The organism is Lysobacter enzymogenes, assembly GCF_900106525.1.
Classification (GTDB): domain Bacteria; phylum Pseudomonadota; class Gammaproteobacteria; order Xanthomonadales; family Xanthomonadaceae; genus Lysobacter; species Lysobacter enzymogenes.
The window spans coordinates 213,475-239,884 of the sequence record NZ_FNOG01000004.1; the positions used below are offsets into that span (position 1 = coordinate 213,475).

28 protein-coding genes are annotated in these 26,410 nt (G+C 70.0%); 14 read left to right on the forward strand and 14 right to left on the reverse strand.

What is annotated here, in order from left to right; translation table 11 throughout:
• Nucleotides 1-102 precede the first annotated feature (102 nt).
• Nucleotides 103-456, reverse strand: coding sequence for a RidA family protein (locus BLU84_RS11825; protein ID WP_074867040.1), 354 nt, complete (start codon nt 454-456; stop codon nt 103-105).
• 71 nt (nt 457-527) lie between these two features.
• Entirely contained in the window at nt 528-1,220 is a 693-nt protein-coding gene (locus tag BLU84_RS11830) for a hypothetical protein (RefSeq protein ID WP_074867042.1), read from the reverse strand.
• Between the two features lie 424 nt (nt 1,221-1,644).
• Between BLU84_RS11830 and BLU84_RS11835 the strand changes: the two genes are divergently transcribed.
• Nucleotides 1,645-2,580 carry a glycoside hydrolase family 19 protein gene (locus BLU84_RS11835; RefSeq protein ID WP_074867044.1) on the forward strand — a complete coding sequence of 312 codons (936 nt, stop codon included), beginning with the start codon at nt 1,645-1,647 and terminating at the stop codon, nt 2,578-2,580.
• 125 nt (nt 2,581-2,705) lie between these two features.
• Here BLU84_RS11835 and BLU84_RS11840 read toward each other — a convergent pair whose 3' ends face one another.
• Nucleotides 2,706-3,302 carry a hypothetical protein gene (locus BLU84_RS11840; RefSeq protein WP_139174944.1) on the reverse strand — a complete coding sequence of 199 codons (597 nt, stop codon included), beginning with the start codon at nt 3,300-3,302 and terminating at the stop codon, nt 2,706-2,708.
• Nucleotides 3,303-3,343: 41 nt separating this feature from the next.
• Entirely contained in the window at nt 3,344-4,891 is a 1,548-nt protein-coding gene (locus BLU84_RS11845) for a PhoPQ-activated pathogenicity-related family protein (protein WP_139174945.1), read from the reverse strand.
• A gap of 563 nt (nt 4,892-5,454) precedes the next feature.
• Here BLU84_RS11845 and BLU84_RS11850 point away from each other — a divergent pair.
• The 3 genes from BLU84_RS11850 (at nt 5,455) to BLU84_RS11860 (ending at nt 8,792) form a co-directional block, all read left to right on the forward strand.
• Nucleotides 5,455-6,579, forward strand: a complete 1,125-nt coding sequence (locus BLU84_RS11850; protein ID WP_074867048.1) for a linear amide C-N hydrolase — start codon at nt 5,455-5,457, stop codon at nt 6,577-6,579.
• 69 nt (nt 6,580-6,648) lie between these two features.
• Entirely contained in the window at nt 6,649-7,974 is a 1,326-nt protein-coding gene (locus BLU84_RS11855; protein ID WP_074867049.1) for a S41 family peptidase, read from the forward strand.
• 359 nt (nt 7,975-8,333) lie between these two features.
• Nucleotides 8,334-8,792 carry a hypothetical protein gene (locus BLU84_RS11860; RefSeq protein ID WP_074867050.1) on the forward strand — a complete coding sequence of 153 codons (459 nt, stop codon included), beginning with the start codon at nt 8,334-8,336 and terminating at the stop codon, nt 8,790-8,792.
• Nucleotides 8,793-8,840: 48 nt separating this feature from the next.
• Here BLU84_RS11860 and BLU84_RS11865 read toward each other — a convergent pair whose 3' ends face one another.
• Both BLU84_RS11865 and BLU84_RS11870 read right to left on the reverse strand, forming a co-directional pair.
• Nucleotides 8,841-9,434: an HAD-IB family hydrolase gene (locus BLU84_RS11865; RefSeq protein ID WP_074867874.1), complete on the reverse strand. Its 594-nt coding sequence runs from the start codon at nt 9,432-9,434 to the stop codon at nt 8,841-8,843.
• A 65-nt stretch (nt 9,435-9,499) separates the two neighbouring features.
• The gene (locus tag BLU84_RS11870) at nt 9,500-9,805 is read right to left on the reverse strand and encodes a PAAR domain-containing protein (protein WP_074867052.1); all 306 of its coding nucleotides are present in this window, start codon (nt 9,803-9,805) and stop codon (nt 9,500-9,502) included.
• A 59-nt stretch (nt 9,806-9,864) separates the two neighbouring features.
• On the opposite strand from BLU84_RS11870, the gene BLU84_RS26415 reads away from it, so the two are divergent.
• The 5 genes from BLU84_RS26415 to BLU84_RS11890 all read left to right on the forward strand — a co-directional run bounded on the left by BLU84_RS26415 (nt 9,865) and on the right by BLU84_RS11890 (nt 13,824).
• On the forward strand, nt 9,865-10,257 hold the full coding sequence (locus BLU84_RS26415; RefSeq protein ID WP_139174946.1) for a hypothetical protein: 393 nt from the start codon (nt 9,865-9,867) through the stop codon (nt 10,255-10,257).
• Between the two features lie 280 nt (nt 10,258-10,537).
• Entirely contained in the window at nt 10,538-10,858 is a 321-nt protein-coding gene (locus BLU84_RS11875) for a cyclic-phosphate processing receiver domain-containing protein (protein WP_074867054.1), read from the forward strand.
• A 93-nt stretch (nt 10,859-10,951) separates the two neighbouring features.
• The gene (locus BLU84_RS11880; protein ID WP_074867056.1) at nt 10,952-11,833 is read left to right on the forward strand and encodes a DUF1684 domain-containing protein; all 882 of its coding nucleotides are present in this window, start codon (nt 10,952-10,954) and stop codon (nt 11,831-11,833) included.
• A gap of 591 nt (nt 11,834-12,424) precedes the next feature.
• Nucleotides 12,425-13,324 carry a DMT family transporter gene (locus tag BLU84_RS11885; protein WP_074867058.1) on the forward strand — a complete coding sequence of 300 codons (900 nt, stop codon included), beginning with the start codon at nt 12,425-12,427 and terminating at the stop codon, nt 13,322-13,324.
• A 74-nt stretch (nt 13,325-13,398) separates the two neighbouring features.
• On the forward strand, nt 13,399-13,824 hold the full coding sequence (locus BLU84_RS11890; protein ID WP_074867060.1) for a GNAT family N-acetyltransferase: 426 nt from the start codon (nt 13,399-13,401) through the stop codon (nt 13,822-13,824).
• Between the two features lie 39 nt (nt 13,825-13,863).
• On the opposite strand, the gene BLU84_RS11895 is transcribed toward BLU84_RS11890, so the two are convergent.
• Nucleotides 13,864-14,289 (reverse strand): VOC family protein, encoded by a 426-nt coding sequence (locus tag BLU84_RS11895; protein ID WP_074867062.1) that lies wholly within the window; start codon nt 14,287-14,289, stop codon nt 13,864-13,866.
• Nucleotides 14,290-14,372: 83 nt separating this feature from the next.
• Between BLU84_RS11895 and BLU84_RS11900 the strand changes: the two genes are divergently transcribed.
• A complete protein-coding gene (locus BLU84_RS11900; RefSeq protein WP_074867064.1) occupies nt 14,373-14,975 on the forward strand; it encodes a TetR/AcrR family transcriptional regulator in 603 nt (200 codons plus the stop codon).
• A 268-nt stretch (nt 14,976-15,243) separates the two neighbouring features.
• Nucleotides 15,244-15,615 (forward strand): VOC family protein, encoded by a 372-nt coding sequence (locus tag BLU84_RS11905; RefSeq protein WP_074867066.1) that lies wholly within the window; start codon nt 15,244-15,246, stop codon nt 15,613-15,615.
• Nucleotides 15,616-15,789: 174 nt separating this feature from the next.
• Here BLU84_RS11905 and BLU84_RS11910 read toward each other — a convergent pair whose 3' ends face one another.
• On the reverse strand, nt 15,790-16,662 hold the full coding sequence (locus BLU84_RS11910; RefSeq protein ID WP_074867069.1) for a LysR family transcriptional regulator: 873 nt from the start codon (nt 16,660-16,662) through the stop codon (nt 15,790-15,792).
• A 500-nt stretch (nt 16,663-17,162) separates the two neighbouring features.
• The gene (locus BLU84_RS11915; RefSeq protein ID WP_139174947.1) at nt 17,163-18,092 is read right to left on the reverse strand and encodes a hypothetical protein; all 930 of its coding nucleotides are present in this window, start codon (nt 18,090-18,092) and stop codon (nt 17,163-17,165) included.
• A 140-nt stretch (nt 18,093-18,232) separates the two neighbouring features.
• On the opposite strand from BLU84_RS11915, the gene BLU84_RS11920 reads away from it, so the two are divergent.
• Nucleotides 18,233-18,877 carry a hypothetical protein gene (locus tag BLU84_RS11920; protein WP_074867073.1) on the forward strand — a complete coding sequence of 215 codons (645 nt, stop codon included), beginning with the start codon at nt 18,233-18,235 and terminating at the stop codon, nt 18,875-18,877.
• 46 nt (nt 18,878-18,923) lie between these two features.
• Nucleotides 18,924-19,526: a hypothetical protein gene (locus tag BLU84_RS11925; RefSeq protein WP_211664529.1), complete on the forward strand. Its 603-nt coding sequence runs from the start codon at nt 18,924-18,926 to the stop codon at nt 19,524-19,526.
• 33 nt (nt 19,527-19,559) lie between these two features.
• Here the strand turns inward: BLU84_RS11925 and BLU84_RS11930 are convergent, their stop codons facing one another.
• The gene (locus BLU84_RS11930) at nt 19,560-20,330 is read right to left on the reverse strand and encodes a hypothetical protein (RefSeq protein WP_074867075.1); all 771 of its coding nucleotides are present in this window, start codon (nt 20,328-20,330) and stop codon (nt 19,560-19,562) included.
• 37 nt (nt 20,331-20,367) lie between these two features.
• A complete protein-coding gene (locus tag BLU84_RS11935; RefSeq protein ID WP_074867077.1) occupies nt 20,368-21,165 on the reverse strand; it encodes a hypothetical protein in 798 nt (265 codons plus the stop codon).
• Nucleotides 21,166-21,315: 150 nt separating this feature from the next.
• Between BLU84_RS11935 and BLU84_RS11940 the strand changes: the two genes are divergently transcribed.
• Nucleotides 21,316-22,188, forward strand: coding sequence for a ParB N-terminal domain-containing protein (locus tag BLU84_RS11940; protein ID WP_074867079.1), 873 nt, complete (start codon nt 21,316-21,318; stop codon nt 22,186-22,188).
• Between the two features lie 136 nt (nt 22,189-22,324).
• Here BLU84_RS11940 and BLU84_RS11945 read toward each other — a convergent pair whose 3' ends face one another.
• The 3 genes from BLU84_RS11945 to BLU84_RS11955 all read right to left on the reverse strand — a co-directional run bounded on the left by BLU84_RS11945 (nt 22,325) and on the right by BLU84_RS11955 (nt 26,219).
• A complete protein-coding gene (locus BLU84_RS11945) occupies nt 22,325-22,615 on the reverse strand; it encodes a putative hemolysin (RefSeq protein ID WP_074867082.1) in 291 nt (96 codons plus the stop codon).
• A 119-nt stretch (nt 22,616-22,734) separates the two neighbouring features.
• Complete coding sequence (locus BLU84_RS11950) at nt 22,735-23,724, reverse strand: lipase family protein (protein WP_074867084.1); 990 nt, start codon at nt 23,722-23,724, stop codon at nt 22,735-22,737.
• 347 nt (nt 23,725-24,071) lie between these two features.
• Complete coding sequence (locus BLU84_RS11955) at nt 24,072-26,219, reverse strand: right-handed parallel beta-helix repeat-containing protein (RefSeq protein WP_170849153.1); 2,148 nt, start codon at nt 26,217-26,219, stop codon at nt 24,072-24,074.
• Between the last annotated feature and the right edge of the window lie 191 nt (nt 26,220-26,410).

Consider the following 26,410-nt stretch of genomic DNA (forward strand, 5'->3'; position numbering starts at 1 on the left):
ATCAACACTCGCGCCGCCGCCACGTCACGGCGGCGGCAACCGTTCGAACCGCAACGCCCGGGCCGCACCTGCGCGGCCCGAACGCTAGAACCGCGCCGCAGCTCAGCCCGCCGCCACCGCCGCAGTTACCACGATCTCGACCCGGTACTTGGCATTGGCCAGCGGCGCCTGCACGGTCGCGCGTGGCGGGGTGTGGCCGGGCTCGACCCAAGCGTCCCAGACCACGTTCATGCCGTCGAAATCGGCCATGTCGGCGAGAAAGATCTGCGCCATCAGGATCTGGGTCTTGTCGGTGCCGGCGCGCGCCAGCAGGGCGTCGATCGAAGCCAGGGTCTCGCGGGTCTGGCCGGCGATGTCCAGCTCCTCGCTGTCGGGCACCTGCCCGGCCAGGTAGGCCACGCCGTTATAGACCGCCATTTCCGACAAGCGCGCGCCTACGTCGAATCGCTGGATCATGCTGCACCTCGCTGCTGTGGGGCGGCCATTGTCCCCCATCGCGCGGCCGCGCACAGCCCCGGCCGCGGCGCTCACATTTCCGGCGTGTTCGCCTCGATGATGCGGTCGCTTTCGGCGCGCTCGGCCGGACGTTCGGCGCGGCGCGCCGCGTCGGCGTTGGCGCGGTGCTGGGCGCGCATCTGCGGCGGCAACGCGTCGATCTGGCGATTGCTCTGCGCCATCGCCCGTTCGCCCGGCGGCAGCTGGCAGTTGCGGCTGAGGATCTCCAACTCGTCGCCGGTGCGCGCCGCGCCGCTTTGCAGGTTGACCACCACGCCCAGCGTGTCGCCCAGCGGTTCGAGCTGACGGCAGATCGCATCGACCGTGTCGTAGCTGCGCTCGGCGTTGTGGCCGACGATGGCGAACAGGTTTTCGTTGTCGATCCACACCACCGAGCGCACGCCCTTGACGCTGCGCGCGGCGATGCGCGCGTTCTCGCGGTCCACGCGCTTGCTCGGGTCGGCGAGCTTGATCGAGCGGTTGAAGTCCTGGTTGAGCGCCTGCAGGTTCTGCTGCAATCCCTGCTGATCGCCGCCGAGCGCCTGCGCGCGCATCTTGACCAGACGCGCCGCGGTTTCGCCCGGGTCCAGCGGTTTGCCGGCGCGCTGCGGCGCGGCCTGCGCCTGGCTTTCGGCGCCGTCGCGGGCGCCGCTGCAGCCCGCGGCCGAGGCGGCCAGCGCCGCCGCCGTCAACACAAGAATCGCCGGGATCGCATTGCGCTTCATCGCTGCACCTCGCCGCCGCGCGGCCTGGGTCCGGAACGGCCGCGGCGGCGACGCCGCCGGGCCCTGACGGCCTTATACCGCGCCGCGGCGTAAAACGGTTGTCGCATCGCAGCGCAAATGCGACACGGGTCGCGCCTGCAGCGTATACCGGCGGCGGCTTGCGGATTCGCGACCGTCGCCGCGCGGCTTCCGCGACCGCGGCACGAATTCAGATTCATCGCGCCGCTACATTCGGCTCCAGGCGCATCGCACCGCGCCCGCTTCGCCGCCGCGCGCGGCGACGGCCGGATATCGCACCGGCCGCGGCGGGCCCGGCGCGCGCCGCATACCGATAACGACGCAATCGCAATCGCAATCGACGCGCCGCGCTTTCGCCGCGGCGCGCCTCGGGGGGAATCAGCAGCCCAACTCCTGAGGAATCGCCATGCCCAAGCTCCGCCTTCGCACCGCCCTCGCCCGCGCCGCCGGCCTGTTCGGCCTGTTGTGCGCGCACAGCGTCCTGGCTGCGCCGCAGTCGCCCGTCGTCGAACCGGCGTTCGCGCCCGACGTCTCGGTCGCGGCCTGCAACTACGTCGAATGGACGCGCGGGGTGAACTACACCCTCGGCACCATCGTGCGCTATCCGCCCAACGGCCAGTTCTACAAGCTGGTCAACGTCGGCAGCAACGGCAGCGACGGCACCGACCCGACCATCAGCACCTGGTACTGGCAGCCGACCACCTGCGACGACGGCGGCCCGGCACCGGGCGGCTTCGTGGTCAGCGAGGCGCAGTTCAACCGGATGTTCCCCAACCGCAATTCCTTCTACACCTACGCCGGCCTGATCGCGGCGCTGCGCTCGTATCCGAACTTCGCCAAGGACGGCGGCGACACCGTCGCGCGCCAGGAGGCGGCCGCGTTCCTGGCCAACGTCCACCACGAGACCGGCGGACTGGTGCACATCCGCGAACAGAACCAGGCCAACTGGGACCACTACTGCCAGCCGGCCGGCACCTGCGGCGGCAAGCAGTACTACGGGCGCGGGCCGATCCAGTTGAGCTGGAACTACAACTATTCCGCCGCTGGCAACGCGCTGGGGCTGGACCTGCTCAACAACCCAGACTGGGTCGCCACCAACGCCGCGATCTCGTGGCAGACCGCGCTGTGGTACTGGATGACCCAGCGCGGCGGCGCCAGCAACACCCCGCACCAGGCGATGGTGAACCTGCGCGCGTTCGGCGAGACCATCCGCGCGATCAACGGCGGGATCGAGTGCAACGCCGGCGGCATCGGCCATCAGCAGATGCTCAACCGGGTCGCGAACTACCGCAGCTTCACCTCGATTCTGGGCGTGCCGACGGGCAATAACCTGGAGTGCTGAGTACGGATCGGGCCTGGCCGCTGCGGCGGCCGGGCCCGATTGGGTTGCGTCGTGGTTGGGTTGGCGCGGTCGCGGCTTGCGCCGCTCCTACAGGTAGGCCATGCGGGATCGCGGCAAGCGGCGGCTCAGCCGTCGAAGCCTACGCAGCCGATTTCCTGGGTGCCGGGCTGCTTGCCTGCGCGCACGAACTGGATGTCGGGCATCGGCACGTCGTCGCTGGCCGGCGCGGTCGGCACGCCGTCGTGGTAGTCCGGGCCGTAGGTCTGCGGCAAGGGCTTGGCGCCGATCGCCGCGCGCGCCTGTGCGCCATCGGCTTCGACCAGCACCGCGAACATCGCGCCGCTGTCGTAGTAATACGTCACCTGCTTGACCGGAAATCCGTGCAGACGGATCGGCCGGCCCGGGGTCAGCGTGCCGCCGCCGACGCCGATCTCGCCGATGCCGCTGTCCTCGCTGACGCGCACGCCGCTGGCGAGCAGGCGCTGGGCGAACTGCGCATCCTGCAGATCGGCGATGTAGTCGCCCTGGCAACTGGCGTTGGCGGCGACCCAGGCTTCGAAGTCGAACGCCGGCGCGGCCGGTACGGACGCCTTTGCCTGCGCAGACGCGGCCTTCGGCGTGGCCTGCGGCGCATCGGCCGCTCCGCAGCCGCTCAACGCCGCGATCGACACGGCCAACAACGCGCCGCGCACGCGCGCGGACTGAAACAAACCCCGATTCATGCAGTTCCCTTTCCCTGGATCCGTGCTTGGACGGCGACAGCCTACCGGTTCGCAGGCGCCGCCGCAGCCGCGGCGTGCGGCGGCAAGGTGATGCAGGCGCCGCTGCCGTTGGCCGGCGGACGGCTCGGGAACTCGCCCTGCGGGTACACGAACACCGGCGAGGTGGCGACGAACCCGTCGGCGAAGGAGAACTCGACGAAGGCCGCGGCCCAGCCGCGCTCGGGCTTGGCCAGCGCCGCCTCGACCGCGTTGCGTCGGGTCGGCAGCGGCTGCTCGCGATAGCGCACGCCGCAGGCGAAGCGGAAATCGCGCGAGTCGGGGTTCTCGGCCAGCCACAGCTTGGCCGAGACCGGCCGCTCCGAGGCGCGCGCACGCAAGCTCAGGCGCCCGTCGCGTTCGCTCAGGCGCGCCTGCACCTGCGGCAGCGCCTGGTGCCGGTTCCAGCGCTGCAAGGCCGGAATCAAGGTCTCGCGGATATGCCGGCGGATGCCGCCGTGATCGGAATTGGGCGCCGCGCGCAGCGCGGTCGCGCCGGGCAGATCGTCGACGTACAAGCGCTGCGCGTCGGGCGGAAAGAAATCGTCGCCGCTGGCGCTGACCACGTATTTGGGAATAGCCAACCTGGAGCGATACGGCCCGCGCAAATAGGTATACGGATCCTCCACCTGCATCAGCTGCGCGAACGCAGGTTCCTGATAACGCCGGGTGATGCCTTCCTGGTAATAAGGCTGCAACGCGATCGGCCAGCCGCCGCCGTAAGTACGGCCGATGTGATCGATCAACGGCGCAATGCGCATATCGATCACGTAGGAAACGATGCCGCTGACGCGCGGATCGCCGATCGCGGTCAGCCACGCGGCCCAGCCGCGCTTGGACGCGCCGGTGACCACGAACGAGCGCAGCCGCCACGGCGCCAGTTCGCGCTGGGCCAGATCCATCGCCTTGACCGCGCTCTCGGCCATCGGCACGTGCAACGGCAAGGTCGCGTTGGCGGCGCTGGGGTCGTCGAGGAAGCGGCGCCAGGTGGCCGCGACCAGCACGTCCTCTTTCTTCGGCGCCTCGCCGGGCAGGGTCAGGTATTGATTGGGAACGTCGGACACCGAGACGATGATGGTCTGGGTGGCGAGCGCGGTTTCCAGCGCCAGCGCTTCGTCGAAATCGCCGGGCGGTCGCTGCGGGTCGCTGCCGTTGCCGCGGTTGGTGCCGTTGTTGATCACCAGCAGCGCGGACTTCGGCCGCGCGGCGTCGGGCACGTACAGATCGACGCGGTGGCTCCATTGCGCCGGCTCGGCGCCGCCGGTTTCCGGCCAGCTTTGCGAATACAGCCGATAGCTGCGCCGCTCCGCGCCGTCCAGGCGCACGCGTTCGATCGCTTCGTAACGCAGCGGCAGGCGCGACTGACGCTGACGGTAGTCGGGCCAGGCGCGGCCGAAATCTAGCGGGCGATGCTGCGCGGCGGGAGCGGGCCCGACGACAGCAGACTCGGCGGATGCAGGCGCGACAGCGGCGGCGTGCGCGGCGCAGCCGGCGGCGAGCGCGACGGCCAGCAGCAAGCCGGCGCGCGAGCGGACGAAGCGGGAACGGGCCATGCGGGGAAGTCCTGGGCGGCTGAGGCCGAAGCATAAACCGCGTCGACGGGCGATGCCCGCGCGGGTTGTCACTCTATCGAGGTGAAGACTCGCGACGCGGGAGGCGGCGCAGGCGCTGTCTGCGCATCGCGCTTGTTCATCGCCTCGCGCCGCGACGGACGGTAGCCGATTTTTTGCGCCTGCCGACATCGGCAGCAGTGTTCTTGATGTCCGCGCCGCGTGAAACGCTACGCCGCCGCCATCGCTGCGCAACCTCATCATGCGCGCGTGCACAGCGCGTGACGAAACGAGCAGCCGCGACCGCGTCGTTCATTCATGTCGCCACCGCCCGCCGCGCAAATAGTCCGTAGCGCGCGAATCGTCACAAAACCGCTGACCTCTCGTGCGTTTGCGCCGCGTTGTTATTTGCAACATCGCCTTCGCAGCGCGCGCCCGTCCGCATGCGAAGCCTTCAGCGCCACTCCCGCGACCCGCCATCCGCCTTCATCCGCCGACACGCGAACCCGCGCGGCACGGCCGCGCGCGTGCGCATCACGCCGCCCCAAGCAGAAAGGAGCTCCGCCATGTGCACCAACTTCCTGTTGACCGTCCCCAACGTCCCCGCCGCCGCGGGCCAACCGGCGCTGCAGCACATCTCCGCGCGCTGCATGGAACTGACCGGCACGCTCGCCACCCGCCTGTATCGCGTCCCGGCGCTGCAGCAGTTCCCGGTGTTCAAGAACCACTCGCAGCCGTGGGTCGGCAGCTACGGCTTCGTCGGCTTGTGCGATCCGCAGACCATTCCCGAATTCACCATGTTCATGGACGGCATCAACCAGACCGGATTGTCGTGCGCGGCGCTGTGGCTGCCGGGCAGCGAGTTCGCCGAAAAGCCCGGCGCCGGCGAGCAGCCGGTGGCGTTCCACGATTTCGTCGCCTGGGTGATGAGCCAGTTCGACTCGGTGCCGTCGCTGGTCGCGGCCATGGCCAAGGTGCGCATCGTCGGCCCGCAACCCGGCGCCCCGACCTACCTGCCGGTGCATTTCATCGCCACCGACAGCCAGGGCCTGAGCGCGGTGATCGAATGCATCGATGGGCAGACCATCGTCTACGGCCCGGACTACCGCGACGGCGCCACCAACGACGCTGTGCTCACCAACGCGCCGACCTACGACTGGCACCGCACCAACATCGAGAACTACGCGCACCTGAGCGTGGTCGGCACCGGCACTTCGCGCAAGGCCGGCGGCGTGCCGGTGGGCGCGGGCCTGGTTGGGCTGCCGGGCGACATCACCTCGATCTCGCGCTACGTCAAAGCCTGGACCCTGCGCCAGGGCTTCGCCAAGCTGCCCAAGGACGGCAACGGCTGGCTGCCGACCGCCAAACTCGACGGCGCCACCGGCAGCACCCAGACCATCGTCAACGTCGCCCTGCAACTGGTGACCACGATCCAGGCCACGCCTTACGGCACTGCGCTGGTCGACAAGGACGCGCGTGCGCAGCTCGGCGACTGGACCATGTGGCAGGTCGCGCGCGACCACACCAACATCGCCTATTACTTCAACACCGCCTTCAACGCCACCGTGCACGGTGTGCAACTGAGCGGGCTCGACTTCACCGGCGGCAGCACGGCCGCCAAGGACTGGCCGTCGGTGCCGGTAATGCCGGCGCAAGGCCCGTGGTTCCAGGATGTCAGCGCGAACTTGTGACAAGTGTCTGCGACGCGGCGGCGCCGGCGCGCATCCAGGCAACAAGACCGTCCTGATTCCGGAGCCGTAATGCACCCCTCGCGCCGCCGCCTGCGTACGTTCGCCGCCGCCCTGTTTTCGCTGGCCCTGAGCTTGCCCGCCGCCGCCGCGCCGCCTGCGCCGGCGGCGGACCCGCGCGCGACCGTCGACCAGGTCGCCGCGGCCATCGACCGCAACTTCTACGACCCCGAGCGCGCTGCGCGTCTGGCCGCGCAATTGCGCAGCGAGGCCGGCGCCGGCCGCTACGATGCCTATGCCGATCCGCGCGATCTGGCCACCGCGCTGAGCCAGCGCTTGAGCCAGGAAGACAAGCACTTCCGGGTCGAATGGCGCGACCCGGCACGGTTCCCGTCGCCGGACGCGCGCGAACGCGGCGCGCCCGACGCCGATTACGCCGATGCCGCGCGCCGCGGCAACTACGGCGTGCGCACGCTGCAAACCCTGCCGGGCAATCTGGGTTACCTGGACCTGCGCGAACTGCCCGATCTCGACTTCGCCGACGCCGCCGACCCGGCCCGGCGCGCGCTGGACGCGTCGCTGGCCCTGCTCGCCGGCAGCGACGCGGTGATCATCGACCTGCGCGGCAACGGCGGCGGCTCGCCGGCCTCGGTCGGCTACCTGGTCAGCGCGTTCACCCCGCGCGACGCGCCGATCTACAACGTGTTCCGTTGGCGCGAGGGCGGCCGCCTGCGCAGCCAGAGCGAAGCGCCGGCGCAATGGCATGCACAGCCGCGCCTGGAGGTTCCGCTGTACGTGTTGATCAGCGCGCGCACCGGCTCGGCCGCCGAAGCGCTCGCCTACACCTTGCAGGCCGCACGCCGCGCCACGGTGATCGGCGAGCGCAGCGGCGGCGCCGCCAATCCCGGCGACGAGTTCGCCGCGGGCGTGGGCTTTCGCGTGTTCGTCGCCACCGGTTCGCCGACCAACCCGATCACCGGCGGCAACTGGGAAGGCCGCGGCGTGCAGCCCGATGTCGACGCCGAACCTGCGCAGGCACTGAACGTCGCGCGCGAACGCGCGCTGCAGCGGATCCTGGCCGCGGGCGGCAAAGGCACCGGCGCGCTGGAAGCGCGTTGGGCGCTGGAGACGCTGCGCGCGCAGGCCACGCCGGTGGCGATGGTGGCCGCCGATTACCTCGGCCAGTACGAGCGCATGCGCATCGACGAGCAAGACGGCCGCTTGGTGCTGCGCGACGGCCGCCGCCCGCCGCAGACGCTGATCGCGCTGCAGCCGGACCTGTTCTGCCTCAGCGACGACCCGCGCCTGCGCCTGCGCTTCGAACGCGGCGCCGACGGCCGTGTCGCGGCGCTGCAGACCCAACGCGCCGACGGCGGCGGCAGCCGCTACCGACGCTGAGCGCGGCGGGCCCGCGGTGCGCGGTTCACAACCGCGACGTCCGCGCGTTTCCACCCAATGCGCGACGACGGCGCCGGCCGAGCCCCTGAGGTTACCCATCCCAACCTCGCCCACGTCCGCACCGCCGCGCGCAGCCCCCTCCTCTCGCGGGGAGGGGGCTCTTTGCGTGCGCGGTCGTTTCGCCTGACGCAGCGCACGCCGAACTCAGCGATGCGGCGATTCCGGCGTCGGCCCCAGTCCGCTGCGCACGGCCGCGCGCGGCCTTCGGCTTCCGCACAGGCCGGTGCAGCGACCGCGCCGAAGCGTTCACAGCAGCGCCCATCGCGCGTTGTCACCACCGCGACCCCGCGGAGCTCGCCATGTACGTCATCGCCACCCTCGAACCCAAGCACCCCACGGCGACACGCGCGATCCAGCTGATCCTGGAAGACTCCAGCCCGATGCCGGCGGCGAGTGGCCGCTGCGAGCTGTGGTGGCCCGGCGAGACCCATGTGCTCGACGAAGCGGCCGAGACCATGTCGGTGCTGGTCCTGGTCGGCAGCGCCGACCAAAACGAACTCAGCGGCCATCGCGATTGGAACAGCTACCGCGCCGCGCTCGCGCACCAGATCGACCCGGCGCAATACGAGCAGGTGCACGTCGCGGTCTGCCCGATCCACGGCAGCCAGACCATCCGTTTCTTCGAAGGAGCGTTCGCCGCGGACCTGCAGCGGCTGCGCAAGGACGCGCAGATCTGGCTCTACGCCGTGCCCGGCACCGCCCCGCAAGACAAGGCCGGCAAAGCCGGCTGGAACCAGGCCTGGCCGCTGCCGTTCTGAGCGCGGCGGCACGCGGACGCCGATGGCGCGCGCGCCTTCCTGTCTGCGTTACTCCACTTCGCGCCAGCGGTAGAAACGCCGGTCCGCCAGCGCCAGCAGATCGCGGTCCTCGGGCGTGTCGCCGTAGGCGTAGACGCTGGCGTAGTCCTCCAGCGCGATGCGTTCGCGCACCCGCCGCGGCTTTTCCTCGTTGCAGCAATCGCGGCCGAGGTAGCGGCCGGTCAGCACGCCGTCGCGGCTTTCCAGGAGCGAGCTGATGTATTCCAGGCCCTGCTGCTCGCACCAGTGGGCCACGAACACGTCCAGGTTCGCGGTCACCACCACGACCCGGTCGCCGCGCTGGCGATGCCAGTCGATGCGCGCCTGCGCCTGCGGGCGCACCTGCGCCGACACCACCTCGCGCACGTGCCGCGCAGCGGCCGCGCGCACTTCGCGTTCGGGCCGGCCGCGCAGCGCCACCGCGACCACGCGGCGGCGCACCCGTTCGCCCGAGAGCCAACCGAGCTTGTAGCCGATGTAGTGCGGCGCCACCGCCACACCGCCGAGCCAGCGCCGGCGTCGGCCGATGCTGGCGCGGACGAAACCAGCGAAGGTCTCGCGTTCGGTGATGGTGCCATCGAAATCGAACAGTGCCAGATCCATGCCTTGCGACATCCTGCGTGCGGGCCGAGCCGGCCTGCGCGCAGTGTAGCGCCGCGCGCCCGCACTCAGCCGCGCCGCACCTGCGGTTGCGCGATCAAGTCGGTGCCCAGCTCCACGATCGACTGGATCTGGCTCAACGAAATCAGGATGCAGCCGCAGGCGCAGAAATCGCCGTGGCGCGCCACCGCGCGGCCGTCGATGGCTTGCTCGCTGTCGCCGGTGACGATCACGGTGGCGCCGTGCAGGCCGCACTGCACCGCATCGCCGATCCGCGCCCAACGCCGTCGCCCGCCGGCGCTCGGGCCGGTCTCGCCGAGCACGCGGCCGCCGCCGCTGGTGGTGTCGCCGGCCTGGATCCAGTAACGGGTCATCTGCGCCTCCTTCGGCCCGGTCGCGTCGTCATGCCGGACAACGGCGCGACGCGGCCGGCGTGACCGCGCACGCGGCGCATTGCGACGGCCTGCGCGGCAAAACCTGGCGGTGGATCGTCATTCGCATGGTGGGCTCGCTGCGGCTGGCGGCTCAGGCGCACGCCGCCCGGGCCGAACCGGTTATAGGGAATACGTACGAACGCGCCGATGGATGCAGCGCGGCCGGCATCGCCGTGACGCCGCCGAACCGGGCGCCGCCGCGGCCGTGCCGCGCCGCCGCGCAGCAACAGCGCCCGTCGAGCCATTCGCAGGCGATGCCGCCCGGACGCCCACGAGCCGCCGCCGCCGACGGACCGATCGCGATGGCGAACGCAGAAGCGGCCGGTCGAATACCGGGCCGGTTCGGCAAGAGCGAGCGCTGTGCACATGAAGAACCTGCGAAATTCCGATGACCGCCGCGACGGCGCTTGAAACGGCGTTTTGTCGCTTGCGTGCGCGACTTGCGCCGTCGCCCCGCACGATGCCGCCCCAGCGGCATTCGCTAGGTCTAACGCCCGCGGGCGCGGCGCGGAGGACATGGATCGCGCGCGGATATCGCGATCCGTGGCGGCCGGCTCACTAGCATGCGAACCGCGCGCGCAAACCGCGCCCTGGGCACGATCCTTGCCGGGCGCTTGCCGCTGCCGGCGCGCGCTGCCAGCATCGGCGGCGACCACCAAGGACGGCCCGAACATGCGCGTTTATCTGGACGACGAACGCGACACTCCACCCGGCTGGGTGCGGGTGTACTGGCCCGACGAAGCCATCGCCCTGCTCGAAACCGGGACGGTCGTCGAGCTGAGCCTGGACCACGACCTGGGCGACGACGCGCGCGGCACCGGCTACGACGTGCTGCTGTGGATCGAGCGCGCGGTGGCCGAACGAGGCTTCGCGCCGCCGCGCCTGCAGGTGCACTCGGCCAATCCGGCGGCGCGGCGGCGGATGCTGGCGGCGATCGAGGCGATCGGGCGGATCCGGCACGGGCAACTCGCGCAGGAACCCTCCGATATCTGACAAACGTCACCCCGCTGCGCCGACTTGCGACCGGCGCGCGCCGCGCGCGCATTGGCTAACCTGCGCCTACCGTCCGCCGTTCCGGAGCGTCCGATGCGCCTGCTGCCCTTCCCGCCCGCCGCCGCCGCGTTGCTGGCCGCCGCGCTCGCGCTGCCCTGCGCCGCCGCGGCCGGTCCGCGCGAGGACTACGACGAATTCCGCGCCGCGCTGATCCAGCAGGCCAGCGGCCCGACCGGCATGTATGCGATCCAGGACGTCGCCGTGATCGCCGCCGGCGCGTCCGCGCACGTGCCCGCGAACGCGAACGCATCGGCGCTGCGCTGGGCCGCCGGCGCCGGCAGCGACAAGGACGTGCGGGTCGGCTACCGCGACGGCCGCGCGCTGATCGAAGGACCGGGCCTGCAAACGCTCGACCTGCTCAAGGCGCCCGATCAGAAGCAAGCGCTGCCTGGCGGCCTGAGCGTGCGCGCCACGGTCTACGACGACTCGGTCAAGGCCTGGCTGTACAACCCCGCGCGGGTCGCGCAGCGCTTCAAGGGGCTGTCGTTCTTTCCTTACGATCCCAAAGGCATAGTCGCAGCGAAATTCGTCCGCCGCGACGCGCCCAAGCCGGTCAGCCACCTGGATTCGCGCAACCACACCGGCACGATGTACTGGATCGGCGACGTCGAACTGCCGCTGCAAGGCAAGACCTATACCCTGCGCGCGTTCAACAAGAGCAACGACTGGAACAAGATCGACCACCTGCTGCTGTTCTTTACCGACAAGACCTCGAAGAAAACCAGCTACGGCGGTGGCCGGGTGCTGGAGACCCACTTCCCCGCCGGCCGCCCGCCGAGCGCGTTGAGCCTCAACCTCAACATGCTCTACAGCTTCCTGTGCGCGCATTCGGACTACTACAACTGTCCGATCAACCTGACCACCTATGTGCCGGTGGAGTTGAAGTACGGCGAGAAGTATCCGCCGGGGAGCTGAGCGGCGACGCGGGTCGGAACCGCCGGCGCGTCTTGCGCGGCCGAGGCGTCACGCGAAGGGGCTGCGTGCCATCGGCTTGCGTTGCGCGAGCGCGGTCGAGGGATGCATGCCGCGCGCGTCGGCGAACGCGGCTGCGGTGGCGGCTGCGGTGGCGGCTACGCGCGATTTTTTGGATATGGATCTGGCAGATGCACGCCTGAAGGCTACGCATCGGATGATCGTGCGTCCGCCTCTCGCCTGTCCGATGACTGCACGCAGCCGCCAAGCGACGACAGGTGTCCTGTTCCTGTCGCAATGCGCAGGACCAAGACGACGAGCCGCGATACGCCGAGCAGTAGGAAGCTGGAGCGATTCGGATGCGCTCGGCATCCGCAGCCCGGCCGATCCTGGGATCGCAAACTGGCTCCATGGAGTTGATCGATGCGGGGCATCGCGCCGTGAGATAGCGGAGACGGCCTCGATCCGCTCGGCACAGGCGCATCCGCGCCAGCGTCGCGGCCGCAAACTGGCTCCATAAATTTTCCGAATTCTGGATCGATAGTAAGTCCAGATAAATCCCAAACTGGCAGCCGTCCCCAGGAGACGCCCGCCATGAACGCCCATTCCGCCCTCGCCCCCACTCCGACCGGCCTCGCCGCCCGCCTGCGCCTGGACGCGCTGGAACTGCCGGTCCTGGCGGCGATCTGGGGCATCTCGTTCTTGTTCATGCGCGTCGCCGCGCCGGCGTTCGGCCCGGTGCCGCTGGTCGAGCTGCGCCTGGCCTTGGGCGGATTGGTGCTGGCGCCGCTGCTGTGGCGCGCGCGGACGCAGTTCCCGTTGCGGCTGTGGCCGAAGCTGGCCTTGGTCGGCGCGGTCAATTCGGCGGTGCCGTTCGCGCTGTTCGCCTGGGGCGCGGAACGCGCGCCGGCCGGGATCGGCGCGATCACCAGCGCGATGACGGTGTTGTTCGCCGCGCTGGTGGGCTTCGCGTTTTTCGGCGAGAAGATCGGCGGCCGGCGTGCGCTGGCACTGCTCGGCGGTTTCGCCGGCGTGAGCGTGTTGGCGGCGGGCAAGGCCGCGGGCACCGGCATCGGCTGGGCGGTCGCGGCCGGTTGCGCGGCGGCGTTCCTGTACGGCGTCGGCCTGCATCTGGTACGCCGCCACCTGGGCGGCTTGTCGCCGGCGGCGGTGGCCAGTTCGACCCTGCTCAGCGCGGCGTTGCTGATGCTGCCGCTGGCGCTCGCGCAATGGCCCGCGCATGCGATCGCCCCGCGCGCCTGGGGCGCGGCGCTGATACTGGGCCTGTTGTGCACCGGCCTGGCCTACCTGCTGTTCTACCGCCTGGTGGCGCGCATCGGCGCCGCGCGCACCTCGCTGGTCACCTACCTGATCCCGCTGTTCGGCGTGGCCTGGGCGTGGTTGCTGCTGGACGAACCGGTGACCGCCTCGATGGCCGCGGCCGGCGCGCTGATCCTGGCCGGCGTGTGGCTGGCGCGGCGCGAGACGCATTGACGCGGACGCGCGCGTTTTCCCGCAGACCTCTTCGGCGCAGGCCGATAGCGACCCAACTCTCTGGAGTACCCGCCATGCAATGGATCGACCATCTTCGCGATGTGGATTGGGACGAATTGTCCGAGCTGTATCGGATCGCGCCCTTGGGCGAGAAGAGCCCGGACTACCTGCGCACTGCCTTCGGCAACAGCCGTTATGTCGCGTTGGTGTACGCGCAAGGCCGCTTGATCGGCGCCGGCCGCGCCTTGGCCGATGGCGTGGACTGCGCCTATATCAGCGACATCGCTGTGCATCCACAGCACCAGGGCACGGGCCTGGGCAAGGCCATCGTCGAATCTCTGGTCCAGCGCGCGCAGGGGCATCGCAAGATCCTGCTGTACGCCAATCCCGGCAAGGAAGGGTTTTATCTGCGGCTCGGCTTCAAGCGCATGAATACGGCGATGGGGATGTTCGCCGATGAAGCCGGCGCGCTGGCGACGGGTGTGGTGAGCGCGGCTTGAGCCGCGCTCCCGCATCGACCGTACCGTGGCCCGGATCGCTCAGGTCGGCAAGGCGCTCGCTTCGTACTGCGCGGCGAACTCCGCGCTCGGCGGGATCGGCTTGATGATGTCCAGCAGCACGCCGTTGGGATCGGCGGTGATGAAATGGCGCTGGCCGAAGGCTTCATCGCGCAGGCCCAGCAAGATCGGCAGGCCGGCGGCGACGAGCCGTTCGTGGACCGCGTCGACGTCTTCGACCTCGAAGTTCAACAGCAAGCCGCCGACCCGGCCGCGGCCGGATTCGGGGATGGTGTGGTGGGCGCCGTCGAGCACGGCCAGATTGATCGACGGGTCGTCGGCCGATTGCAGGTGTACGTACCAGTCGGCGGCGAACAGGGCGACGAAGCCGAAATGGGCTTGGTAGAAGGCGGCGGTGCCGGCTACGTCGGCGGTCATGATCACGGGGTAGTAGCTGCTGATCTTCATGGGAGCGGCCTGTGCTTGTCGGGTCCGGGGCTTTTACATACAGTCTGTATGTAGGACTTCAAATTAACATACAGGCTGCATGTATGGAAACGCCCAATCCCCGCCGCTCGTCGGCCCGCGCCGTGCGCAGCAATCGCGAACGCAGCGAGGGCACCCGCCGGACCTTGCTCGAGGCCGCGCGTTCGCTGTTCGTCGAGCGAGGCTATGGCGACACCTCGACGCCCGAAGTCGCCGCGCTCGCCGGGATCACCCGCGGTGCGCTGTATCACCACTTCACCGACAAGCGCGACCTGTTCCGGCAGGTGCTGGAAGCCGAGGCCGAGGCCGTCCGCGAGGACATCCTCGCCTCCACCCAGTCCGACCTGAGCCCGCAGGCCGCGCTCATCAGTGGCGCGCAGGCTTATCTGCGGACCATGACCATGCCCGGCCGCACCCGCCTGCTGCTGGTCGAAGGCCCGGCGGCGCTGGGCCTGGAGCAATCGCTGGCGATCGATCAGGCCAACGCCGGCAGCACCTTGCGCGAAGGCCTGGCCGACGCCTTGGGCAACGAGAACGTCGACTTGGACGCCCTCGCCCGCCTGCTCTCGTCCGCCTTCGACCGCGCCGCGCTGGAAATCGACGCCGGCGCCGACGCGGTGCGGATGCACCACACGATGGTGTGGCTGGTGCGCAAGTTGGTTACGTGAGGACTTCGCGGCCCCACCGGCTGCATGGCGCTTACTCACGGGCGCCGCAGGCGCAATCGATCGTCCTCGAGTAAGACGTAGCGCCCAGCCGCGATTCGCACCAATCGATCCGGTTCCGATGCCCGGCGCTCCCTCGCTCAGCAAACAAAGGGGCGACAATCGCGGCAGCGAACATCGACCGCCGCAAACCTGCTGACAAGCCCTGTCAGCACCCCCGCCCCACACTCCTGTCGACCCGAACCCACGGCTTCGCCGACAGGAATCCGCCATGCCCGATTGCGCTTTCGTTCTGCTCTACGTCGACCGCCCCGACCTCAGCGCGGCGTTCTATGCCGGATTGCTCGGGCGCGAGCCGCTGGAGGTCTCGCCGACGTTCGCTCTGTTCAAGCTCGAATCCAGCATGCGCCTGGGCCTGTGGTCGCGGCATACCGTCGAACCTGCGGCGCAGGCGGCTGTTGGCGGGGTCGAGTTGGGCTTCCCGGTGGCCGATTACGCCGCGGTCGATGCGATGCACGCCGATTGGCGCGACCGCGGCTGGCCGATCGCGCAGGCTCCGGTAGAACTGGACTTCGGCCGGACTTTCGTCGCGCTCGATCCGGACGGGCATCGCCTGCGGGTGTTCTCGCCTGCGCCGGAATGAAAAAACCGGCGCCGCGTCCGCGTCGTCGATGACGCGGACGGCCCGCAGAAGCGAAGCGCCGGACCGATGCAGGCCAGCCTTGGCCACAACGGCGAATGCGAAAAAGCGATTGCCGCGCTGGCAACCTTCGCGCTAACCGCAGCGCTGCAGCCCGCACCGCTTACCCGTGCGGACTCACTCCGCGCAGGCCCGATGCAACCAGGCGGCGAACGCCGAAGCGCCGTCGCCGGCCGGCTTCAGCGCCAGCCGTGTCAGCCAGTAACCGCCGGCGTCGAGCGTGGTCGCGAACGGCTGCACCAGCAGCCCTTGCGCGATCTCGCGCGCGAACATCGACGGCGGCGCCAGAGCCACGCCCAGATTCTGCAGCGCGCATTGCACCATGGTCAGCGACGAGTCGAAGATGGTCCCGTTGATCGGGCCGCACGGCACCGCCTGCGCCGCTTCGAACCACAGCCGCCAGTCGTCGACGAAGTACGAGCGCAGCAGAGCGAAGCGCGCCAGTTCGGCTGGTTCGCGCAATTGCTGAGCGATCGCCGGCGTGCACAGCGGCGCCAGCGGTGCGCCCATCAGGAACCGGCTCTCCATGCCGGGCCAGGTGCCGCGGCCGAAACGCACGGCGTAGTCGAGGCCTTCGGCGGCCGGGTCGACGCGGTTGTTGTGGGTGCTCAGGCGCACGTCGACCGACGGGTGCAGGCGCGCGAACTCGGCCAGCCGCGGCAACAGCCAGCCGCAAGCGAAGGTGCCGACCGCGCCGACGTGCACCACCTCGCGCGCCAGGCCATCGCCGACCCGGTCGAGCGCGTTGTCGATGCGGTCGAAGGCTTCCTGGATCGCCGGCAGCAGGCTCAGGCCCTCGTCGGTCAGCGCCAGTCCGCGCGGCAGGCGGCGGAACAGCTCCACGCCGAGTTGATTCTCCAGCAGCCGCACCTGATGGCTGACCGCGGCCTGGGTGACGTTGAGCTCGTCGGCCGCGCGGGTGAGGCTGAGCGCGCGCGCGGCGGCTTCGAAAGCCTTGAGCGCGCCGAGATTGATACGGGTGTGGGCCATCGCCGCTCCGGGAAACGCCGGTCGTCAGAGACCGGTGCAAGAAAAATTTGGGGCTGGCCCAAGAAATCGTCGCGGCGCGCGCGCAGCGGCGGGAGTGCAGGAATTCAAAGCCGCGCCGTCCGGGCTGTCAACGTGATGCGGGCGTTTTCGGGCGCGTTCGCCGCATTGTGCACGCTTGTGCTGGGGCTGGCACGGTGGGATATGCGGTTGTGGATGGGCGCCGCTATTGCCGTTACAGAGGTGTGGCCGGCGCAACGGTGTTGTTTCGGTCGAACAGCGCGGATCGTCGGCGCGCGCGATGCGTTGCGAGACGGTTGCAGTCGGCGTGGCAAGAATGTCGTTCGCCGGAAGCCGGCCGTGGGCGAATACGCGGAATAAGGTTGAGTCGCGGGATGTCGAAGGAGCGCGGTCGCGGCTTGCGCCGCTCCTACAGGTAGCCCAGGTGAGTTTCGAGAGGTGGGATGCAGTGTAGTTCTGCGCCTGCGTAGCTCAGCGGCGATTCACCCTTGCGCCGGCGTCGATTCGCCGCCCGCCACGACCTCGATACGTTTCTCCAGCAGATACCGATACCACTGCGCCTGCACCGCTTCGATCGGCCCCAGTTCCGCTTCGAACTCGGCTACGCCGCCGCGCCCGCGCAGCAGGCGGCGGTAGGCCGCGGCGTAGGCGCCGTCGCGGTAGTGGAACAGGAAGTGGGTCAGGCTCCAGTACTCCAGGTAGTACACGTTGAGATGTTTGCCGCCGATCGGCGGCCCGCTGTTGTCGATCAGTTGCCGCAGCGGAATCAACAGGCCCGAGCTCAGGTCGCGCTCCAGCGAGCCGGTCAGCGGCAGCTCGTCCAGCCACCAGATCGGATAGGCCTGCGGGTCGATCGTGCCCGGCCGCAGTTGCGCGCCGTCGAGGCGGCTGGCGCCGAAGTAGCTGGCCACGCCTTCGTTGATCCATTTGGCGCGCGAGAAGCCGGCGCGCTCGGCATGCAGTTGGTGGGTCGCCTCGTGCAGCATCCAGTGGTACGGATTGGCGGCGTCCGCGGCGAAATAGGCGTGGCAGTAAGGCCGGCGGTAGTAGGCCTCGGCCCAGGGCATGGCGGTGTTGAAGGCGCTGAACTGGGCGCGGTCGCGATACAGGATCAGGCGCAGGCGCGCATCGGCCGCGGCCGGCGGCAGGGCGAAGAATTCGCCATAGGCGCGGTACAGGGCTTCCACCGCGGTCGCCACCTGCACGGTCTGTCGCGGCGTGGCGGCGCTGAAGATGACGAAGTGGTCGGTGCGGTACTCGCGCGCCTGCGGTGGCAACGGCGTGGCGGCCGGCGCGGATGCCGCGGGCTTGGGCGCCGACCCAACGCCGCGCTCCGGGCCCGAGCACGCCGCGCACAGCGCGCAAGCGGCGAGCATCCCTCCAGCGGCCACCATCCCGAGCCTCGTCCGCATACGCCTCTCCTTGCGTTCCCGCCGCCAGCCTAACCCGCGCTGCGGCGGCCGCGAAGTGGCCTGCCCGCGCCGGCCAAACTGGCCCTGTCGCCGCGCCGCGCGGCGCCGCACAGTCGCCGCGGACTTCCTGCGAGCGCGCTATGCACGGTTTCGCCACCTCCCGTTGCCTGAGTGCGTCCCTGTGCGCCGGCGCGTTGGCCTCGCTACTGGCGTTGGCGCCGACGCAGGCGCAACGCGCCGCTTCGGCGGCGCCGCAAGCTACCGCGCAGCAAACCTCCGCGCCGCAACCATCTGCCGCCGCTTCGCCAGGACAACACGATTTCGATTTCGAAACCGGCCTGTGGCGCACCCAGGTGCGGCGCCTGGCCAAGCCGTTGAGCGGTTCGAGCCAATGGCTGGACTACACCGGCACGACCCACGTCGTGCCGCTGCACGGCGGCCGCGCCAACCTCGCCGAACTGGCCGTCGCCGGCCCGGCCGGGCGCATCGACGGCGTCGCCCTGCGCTTGTACGAACCGGCCACGCGCCGCTGGCGCATCCACTACGCCAGCCTGCGCGACGGCGCGCTGACCGCGCCCCTCGCCGGCGGTTTCGCGCGCGGGCGCGGCGAATTCTTCGGCGCCGACACTTTCGACGGCCGGCCGATCCAGGTGCGCTTCCGCATCCACTGCCCGCATGCGGATCGCTGCCTGTTCGATCAAGCCTTCTCCGCCGATGGCGGCCGGCACTGGGAAACCAACTGGCAAGCCGTCGATACGCGCATCGCCGACGCCGCCAGCCGATAGCCCCACCCCGGCGCGCCCACCGCCTTCATCGCCCTCAGGAGCGTTCATGACCACCCCGCACGACGCCTTGCGCCGCACGCTGCTGCGCGCGCCCTTCCTCGCCGCCGTCGCCGGTGTCCTGCCTGCGTCGCCGGCCGTCGCCGCCGCGTCCGATGCGGCGAGCGACGCAACCCACCCCGACGATCCCGCGCACGCCTTCGATTTCTTCCTCGGCACCTGGCAGGTGCGCTACCGCCGGCTGCGCGAACGGCTCGCCGACAACCACGACTGGGAAGAATTCGAAGGCATCTGCAAAACCCAGCCGCTGTTCGCCGGGCTGGCCAACTTCGACGAAAGCACCGTCAACCGCCCCGGCCTGCCCTACCACGGCCTGGGCCTGCGCAGTTTCGACCCGGCCACGCGCACCTGGGCGGACTGGTGGCTGGACACGCGCAACCCGCAGCGCCTCGACCCGCCGATGATCGGCGGCTTCGCCGGCGGCGTGGGCACCTTCTACGGCGAAGACGAATGGCGCGGCGCCAAGGTCAAGGTGCGCGGGCTGTGGAAGGACATCCGCGCGGACGGGCTGCAGTGGGAACAGGCCTACTCGGCCGATGGCGGCAAGATCTGGGAGACCAATTGGGTTTCGCGTTATCGGCGCATCGCCTGAGACGCGCAACCGTGCCGACTCCGGCGTGGTCTCTCAGGGCGGCGGATCGGCGCAACTGCAACTGGGGTGCAGCTGCGCGCATCGCGCCGGAACCCACCACCGCTGGCGATAACCGCCGTCCGCCGTCGGCTGCAGATGGACGACACCGCGCGCCGCGCCGAGCAGCCAGCCCTGGCCGAGCGGCTGGATCGAATAGGGCGTCACCGGCCACCAGTCGCGGCTGCGGTACAGGCGCTGCACGCGGCCGCTGTCCAGATCCACCCGCACCACGCCGTCGACGACCAGCAATAGCCAATCCTTCTCGCCGCTGCGCAGCGCCGCGATTGGGGCGGCGTCGAGCTCGGCCAGGCGATGGATGCGCCAGCGGCGTGCGTCGCGGCGTTCGAATCGCAGGACCGCGCCTTGGTTGGTGCCCAAGTGCGCCAAGCCTTCGGCGACGAGGACCTCGCCGCGATACCGCGTGGAAGCCACCGGATTAACGTACTCGACCTGGAAACGCGCGCCGCCGTCGCGCGGCAGCCATTCGATCCAGCCGCCGAATTCGCCGCGGTTGTAGCCGAGCAAGGCGCCGTCGGCCAACACTTCGCGCACCGCGAGATAGCGATGGCGGCGACGTTCCGACCGCAGGACCAGCGTGCCATCGGCCGCCGCGTTCACGCTCCAGTCCTCGAGCGAACGATTGGCGCAGTACTGCCCCGCTTCGCTCATCGGCGGATCCATCGCGACCCATCCCGGCGGTGGCCGGCCATCCGCGCCCACCGTCACCGCGCCCATCGCCGCCAGCATCCATGCCATCGCCGCCATCGTTTTCTCCTGTGGGAATACCCGCTCCCTGCCGCCGCTAACGCTCCAACCGCTGCGGCCTGCACTCGCACTGCGGCGCGGACAGGCGCCGGCAACGCTCGGGCACCAGCCATTGCTCGCTGAAGCGGCCGCCGAACGCCATCAGCCGGATCACGCCGTGGCCGCTGCCGATCAGCCAGCCCGTCCCCGACGGTTGCAGGGTCTGCGGCTGCAGCCGTGGCCATTGCGCATTGCGGTGCAAGGGCTGCGGGCGCTGCGCGGCCAGGTCGATCCGGACCAACCCGGTGCGGGTCAGCACCACCCAGTCGCGGCGGCCGCTGCGCGCGGCCGCGACCGGCATCGCGTCGAGTTCGAACAGGCGGTGGATGCGCCAGCGCTGCGCGTCGCGCCGTTCGAAGCGCAGGATCGCGCCCTCGTGGCGGCCGCCGCGCTCGCGGCCTTCTGCGACGAACACATCGCCGCCGAATTCGGTCGCGGCCTGCGGGCGGATGTCGGCGTTGCTGAGCACGAAGCCGGCCGCGGCCTGGCGCGGCGTCCATTCGACCCGGCCGTCGTCGCCGAAGCTCATCGCGCCGTCAGCCAGTTCCACTCGCAACGGCGGCGACGGCTGCGGCGGCGCGATGCGCACGCGGCCGCCGGCGTCGGCGCGCACGTCCCAGGGATGCAGCGCGTCGACCGCGCATTGCCACTGTGCGGGGTTTTCGGGGGCGGCGATCGCCGCCCAGCCCTTGGGCACCTCGCCGACGCCGACCGAGGCGCCCGGCGCGCCGGCGGCGCTGGCGGCGCCCGCGGCCAGCGCGCACGCCGCCGCCCATGCGATCCGACTTTGCCGCATCCGTCCCCCGACGTGGCGCCGCGAAGGCGCGGCCCGTGCAGTATCGCCGATCCGGCCATATCCGGCCGCGCCGCCGCCGGCGGCCTGACGCGGCCGCCGCGACTGCCTACAATGCCCGCCCCCCAACCCGTTCGGAACGCCGCACGCCGCATGGATATCGTCATCAACGAATCGCTCAAGGCCTACATCGACCCGCTGACCCCGGAGGAACACGAAGCGCTGGAGGCCAGCCTGCTCGCCGAGGGCTGCCGCGACGCGCTGATCCTGTGGGGCGACGTGCTGGTCGACGGCCACAACCGCTACGGCATCTGCAAGCAGCACGGCCTGCCGTTCCAGACCGTGCAGAACAAGCGCTTCAAAACCCTCGACGACGTTCATTTGTGGATGATCGACCAGCACCTGGGCCGGCGCAGCGTCTCGGACTTCCAGCGCGGCGTGCTGGCGCTGCGCAAGCGCGAGATCCTGGCCGAGCGGCGCGCGCGCGCCGAGGCCGAACGCGCGGCCCAGGCCGAGGCCGAAGAAGCCGCCGCCGCGAGCGCGCAGGCCGCAGGCGACGCGCCGCCGTGGTCGGACGATGCCGCGTTCAAGGCGCCGGTGCTGGACAGCCGTCAGGCGCTGGCCAAGGCCGCGCGCCTGAGCAACAGCCAGGTCGGCATGATCGAGACCATCCACAAGCAGGCCGCGCCGGAAGTGGTGGCCGCGGTCAAGTCCGGCGCGATTTCGATCAACGCCGCCGCCGCGGTGGCGACGCTGCCGGAAGAAGAGCAGCGCGCCGCGGCCCTGGCCGGCGGCGCCGAACTCAAGCAGGCGGCCAAGCGCGTGCGCGAGTCCAAGCGCAAGCCGCGCGAGGCCAAGCCCGAGGTCGAAATCGAGGAAGAAGCCGCGCCGGCGAAGTTCGTGGCGAACGCCGACGAGAGCGAAGAATTGCAGGCGCTGCGCCAGCGCGTGGCCGAGCTGACGGCCGAGAACGAAGCGCTGAAGCTGGAAGTGGTCGGGCTGCGCGTGGCGCTGGGCCGCGACTGAAGCCAGCGACTAAACTAACGACGCGCCAAGCAGGCGCGATCGGATTGCGCTGACGCCGCCCGGGCCGCGCCCGGGCGATGCGTCCGACATCGGCGCGGCCTCGCCGCGCCCACGCCGCCGAGACCGTGCGCGGCGCTTACTCCGCCGGCTTCTCGCACTTGCCGTCGCGCATCAGCGCCCATTCTTCGCAGACGCGGCCGTCGGGCAGATGGCACAGGCCGTATTGGCCTCCGTCCTTGCCGGTGCGGATCTCCAAGGTGCCGCCGAGCTTCTGGCAGTGCACCGAGGCCGGGTTGGCCATGCCCACGCCCTTGGGCGCGGCCTCGGCCTGCGGCGCCTTCGGCGCGGCCGGTTCGGACGGCGTGCTGCAGGCGCTCAAGGTCAGCAGTGCGAACGGCAGGAGGGCGGCGAGCGGGCGGGCGATCATGGCGGCGTCCTTGGGGGCGGTCGAAAACGGCCGCCACTATACGGCGGCGCGCGTTGATGCCCGGGTGAAGGTGCGACGCCCCGCCCGCACGAGCGCGGCAAGCGGCCGCGCCGCTCGCCTCAGGCCGCCTTGACCGCTACCGCCGCCTCGGCCTGCATCAGCGTCTGCGCCTGATCGGCCCAACGCACATCGGCGCCGCTCGGCGGATAGGTGCTGAGCATCGTCCATTGGGTTTCGCCGTCCACCTGGTCGGCAAAGCGCCCCTGCCACTGCTGCGGCGACAGCGGCAGCGCGTTTTCCAGCACCACGGTCAAGTTCAGCAGCGCATGCCGCGCCAGCAGGTGCGGGAACCATTCCTTGTCGACGTAGAACGAGGTGCGAAAACCGGTGCCGACCGCGCGGTAGTCGAACGCCGACGGCGGCAGCGAGGGCACGTAGTCCCAGTAGTTGTAGACGCGGATGCTCTGGCTGGCATCGATCCGGCCGGCGTAGGCGCTGGCCCAACTGTCTGTGCCGACCATCGGGCTGGCGAAGTTGATGTTGAGCGCCGTGATGGGCTGGCTCACCGCGACGTCCAGCGAGAACAACTGACTCAGGGCCGCACCGAGGCTGTGGCCGGTGATGTAGAGCTGGGTCGGCCGATACTTGGCCAGCAGCGCGAACAGTTGCTGGCGCATCGACGCGCTCATGCCGCCGCCGGTGCCGTCGTAGATGCCGTAGAAGCCGGAAGACACCCACGGCGTCGGGCTGATGCTGTTCTTGGTCGGCACGAACTCGGTGGGAATGAAATGCACGTCCTCCCAGGCGTCGAGATCCGAATCGGTGCCGCGGAACGCGAAGATGCAGGTGCCCGGCTCGCTCAGCGACTGGAACACCAGGCCGAACGATTCGACCGCGCCCGACAGCGCGATCGCGTCCCACCCGGTCCAACTGTCGACCATGCGATAACCGCTGGGCGCGACGACGGGTTTCTGCGGATCCTGGAAGTAGGCGTACGCGGCCTTGGACGCGATCGCCAGGGCCAAGGTGAGATCGGTGTCGAGCACCGGATTGGCGGCGTACGCCCCTGCCTCGGGGATCGCGCGGACAGCGGCATTGCTCGCATTCATGGAAGGGTTCCGGCTGGGGAGGTGGATCGGAACAACGCGGATCGATGCAGTCGCGAACGCGCGCCGGCCGCGACCCGCAATCCGGCGGGCGGCGCGCGACAAGCCACGTCCTGTGACGGATTTTGCGGATCGGCGAGGGCTTGCCGTCCGCGCGGCATCCATAAGTACGCGCAACGGCGGCGACAGCGGACAGCGGTCCGGCCTGCAGCGGCGAAGAAAATCGAGCGGAAGAACATTGCGCGAAAGCCGTCGCAAAAAATCGCAGGAAAACCGCGCGCAAAAAAAGGCCGCGCTGAGCGCGGCCATAAACCCCGCCAAGGACGGGGTCTGGGATCGAATGAACAGGATCAGGGCGCGTCTTCGAGCACCACATCGTCGAGCAGGAAACTCGCGCCGGCGTGCGCGCCCGAATCGCTGGAGCCGATCAGCAGCACCCACACGCTCGCGGTCTGCGCCGGCGGCTGCACGTTGGCCACGACCTGACGCCAGTCGTCGCTGTCGGCGCCCAGCGCAACGTCGCTGTAGGAGGTGTCGTCGTCGCCGGTCGCGGCGGTGCCGTCCTCTTTCAGCCAGCGCAAGCGCACGCGCGCGTTGGCCGGCAGCGGCGCGGTGCCGGCGACATGGCGCACCCAGAAGCTCAGGCGCTTGGCGCCGCCGTCGGCCAGATAGCCCGGGTGGTTGGCCACCGACACGCCCCAGTAATTGTCTTGCGCCACCACGCGCAGGCTGTACCCGCTCGCATGACCCTCGTTCGCGCGATCCACCGCGCTGCCGTACCACGCCGACCACAAGCCGATGGACTGCTCCAACGTCGCGGTCTGCGCGTCGATCAGATTGAACGCGGCACCGTCGGTGGTGCTGCCGGCATCCTGCAGGTACGGCGCGGCCTGCCAGGCCTTGAAGCCGATCGCCTCGCCGTAACGCTTGGCGAAGCGCCACGGGCCGTAGTAGTGGTTGTTGGCGAAGCGGTTGCCGTTGTTGAACATCACATCGTTCTGCACCTGCCGCACCGTGTACGGCGACCAGGCGATGTTGTCGGTGCCGGTCGCGTACAGCGCCTGCGCACCGCAATAACTGGAGCTGCCGCAGGGCACCGCGGCCGGATCGAAGTAGAACTCGTTGCCGGTCACCTCGATGTTCTGCGCGCGCCAGCGGCAATCGCGCTGCAGGGTCGGGTTAGTGCCGATCTGGGTGTAGCACGGGTGTTGGTTGCTGACCGGATCGGGATAGCTGCTGGGATGCTGCGGGTCGGGCCGCACGATCAGCGCCGGGTGCACGAACGGGGTGCAGTAGCCGGTGCTGGTGTTGCCGTGGGAGTTGCAGAAGCGGTTGGCGTTCTCGTAGATCGACACGCCGGAGAAATTGTTCTCGAAGTAGTTGTCGTACACCCGCAGCTTGTCCGAGCCGCTGATCGCCGAAGGCAGGCGCGCGTCGCCGCCGGATTCGGACAGGTAGATCGCCGGCGCCGGCGCGCCGCGGTCGGCGCCGCCGGACACCCAGCCATTGCCGATGAAGGTGTTGGCGCGGATGGTGGCGTTGTAGCTGATCTCGTACCACAGCCCGACGCCGTCGTTGCCGCGCACAAAGTTGTTCTCGAACAGGAAGTCGATGTTGTTGGTGTCGGCCCACAGCCCGGTGCCGCGGTTGCCGTGGACGTAGTTGCCGCGCACGCGCGCGCCGCGCACGTCCCAGAACTTTCCGCCGCCGGTGCAGCCGCACTTGGTCGAGGCTTCCCAGTCGTCGGTGTTGTTGCCGGCGATCTCGTTGTCTTCCAGCACGATGTCGACGATGGCCGAGCGCCCCGGCACCGGGTTGGTTTCGCTGATCGGCTCGCTCTGCAGCGGCGGGCGGTACATGCTGAAACCGTACTGGCCGTTGTTCTTCAGGCAGTTGCGCCGCACTTCGTTGCGGCTGCCGAGGAACACGCCGGCGCCGTCGTTGTCGACGATGGCGTTGTCTTCGACGATCCAGTGCTCGCCGGCGTCGTGGTTGACCACGCCCTGGTCGAAGTTGTCGCGGCCGCGGCCGAAGTTGCGCACGGTCAGGTGGCGGATCGTCACGTTGGGGACGTCGCCGGTGAAGGCGTAGAGGTTCTTGTTCTTGCCGTCGAGGATCGCGCCGGGCGCGCCGAGGTAGGTGTTGCCGGCGCGGGCGATGATCTGGCTGTAGATGTGGTCGCCCAGGGTGTGTTCGCCGGTTTCGAACCAGAAGGTGACGCCGGTGCGGGCGAAATCGAAGCCGCTGTTGTCGCCGGCCGGAACCACGATGGCGCCGGACGGCGCCTGGGTCGGGCCGGGACGCAGCGCTTCGCAGTAACGCGCGGCCGGCTCGGCGGGCCACGCGAGGCCGGCGTGGGCCTGGCCTTCGCCGCCGATGCGCGCGGCGCCGGGCGCGGCGGCCAGCGCAAGCGCCGGCGCGGTCAACGTGGCGGTCAAGGTCAATACCGCCCACCACTGCGGGCGGCGGTTGCGGAAAGCTTCGGACGGGTGGCTCACGGCGCGGTTCCCCTGCTGAAAGTTCGTGGCGGCGCGCGGTCGCAACAACGGCCTCGCAAACACTCCCCAGACGAGTGCGGCGCGCTCGTGGATTGCAGCCGAGCGCGTCATGACGCAACAGTGGAGGCTGTCACCTCCCCTCCAGGCTGTGATCGCGGTCGCGTACCGGCGATGGCACGAATGGTCCGCAG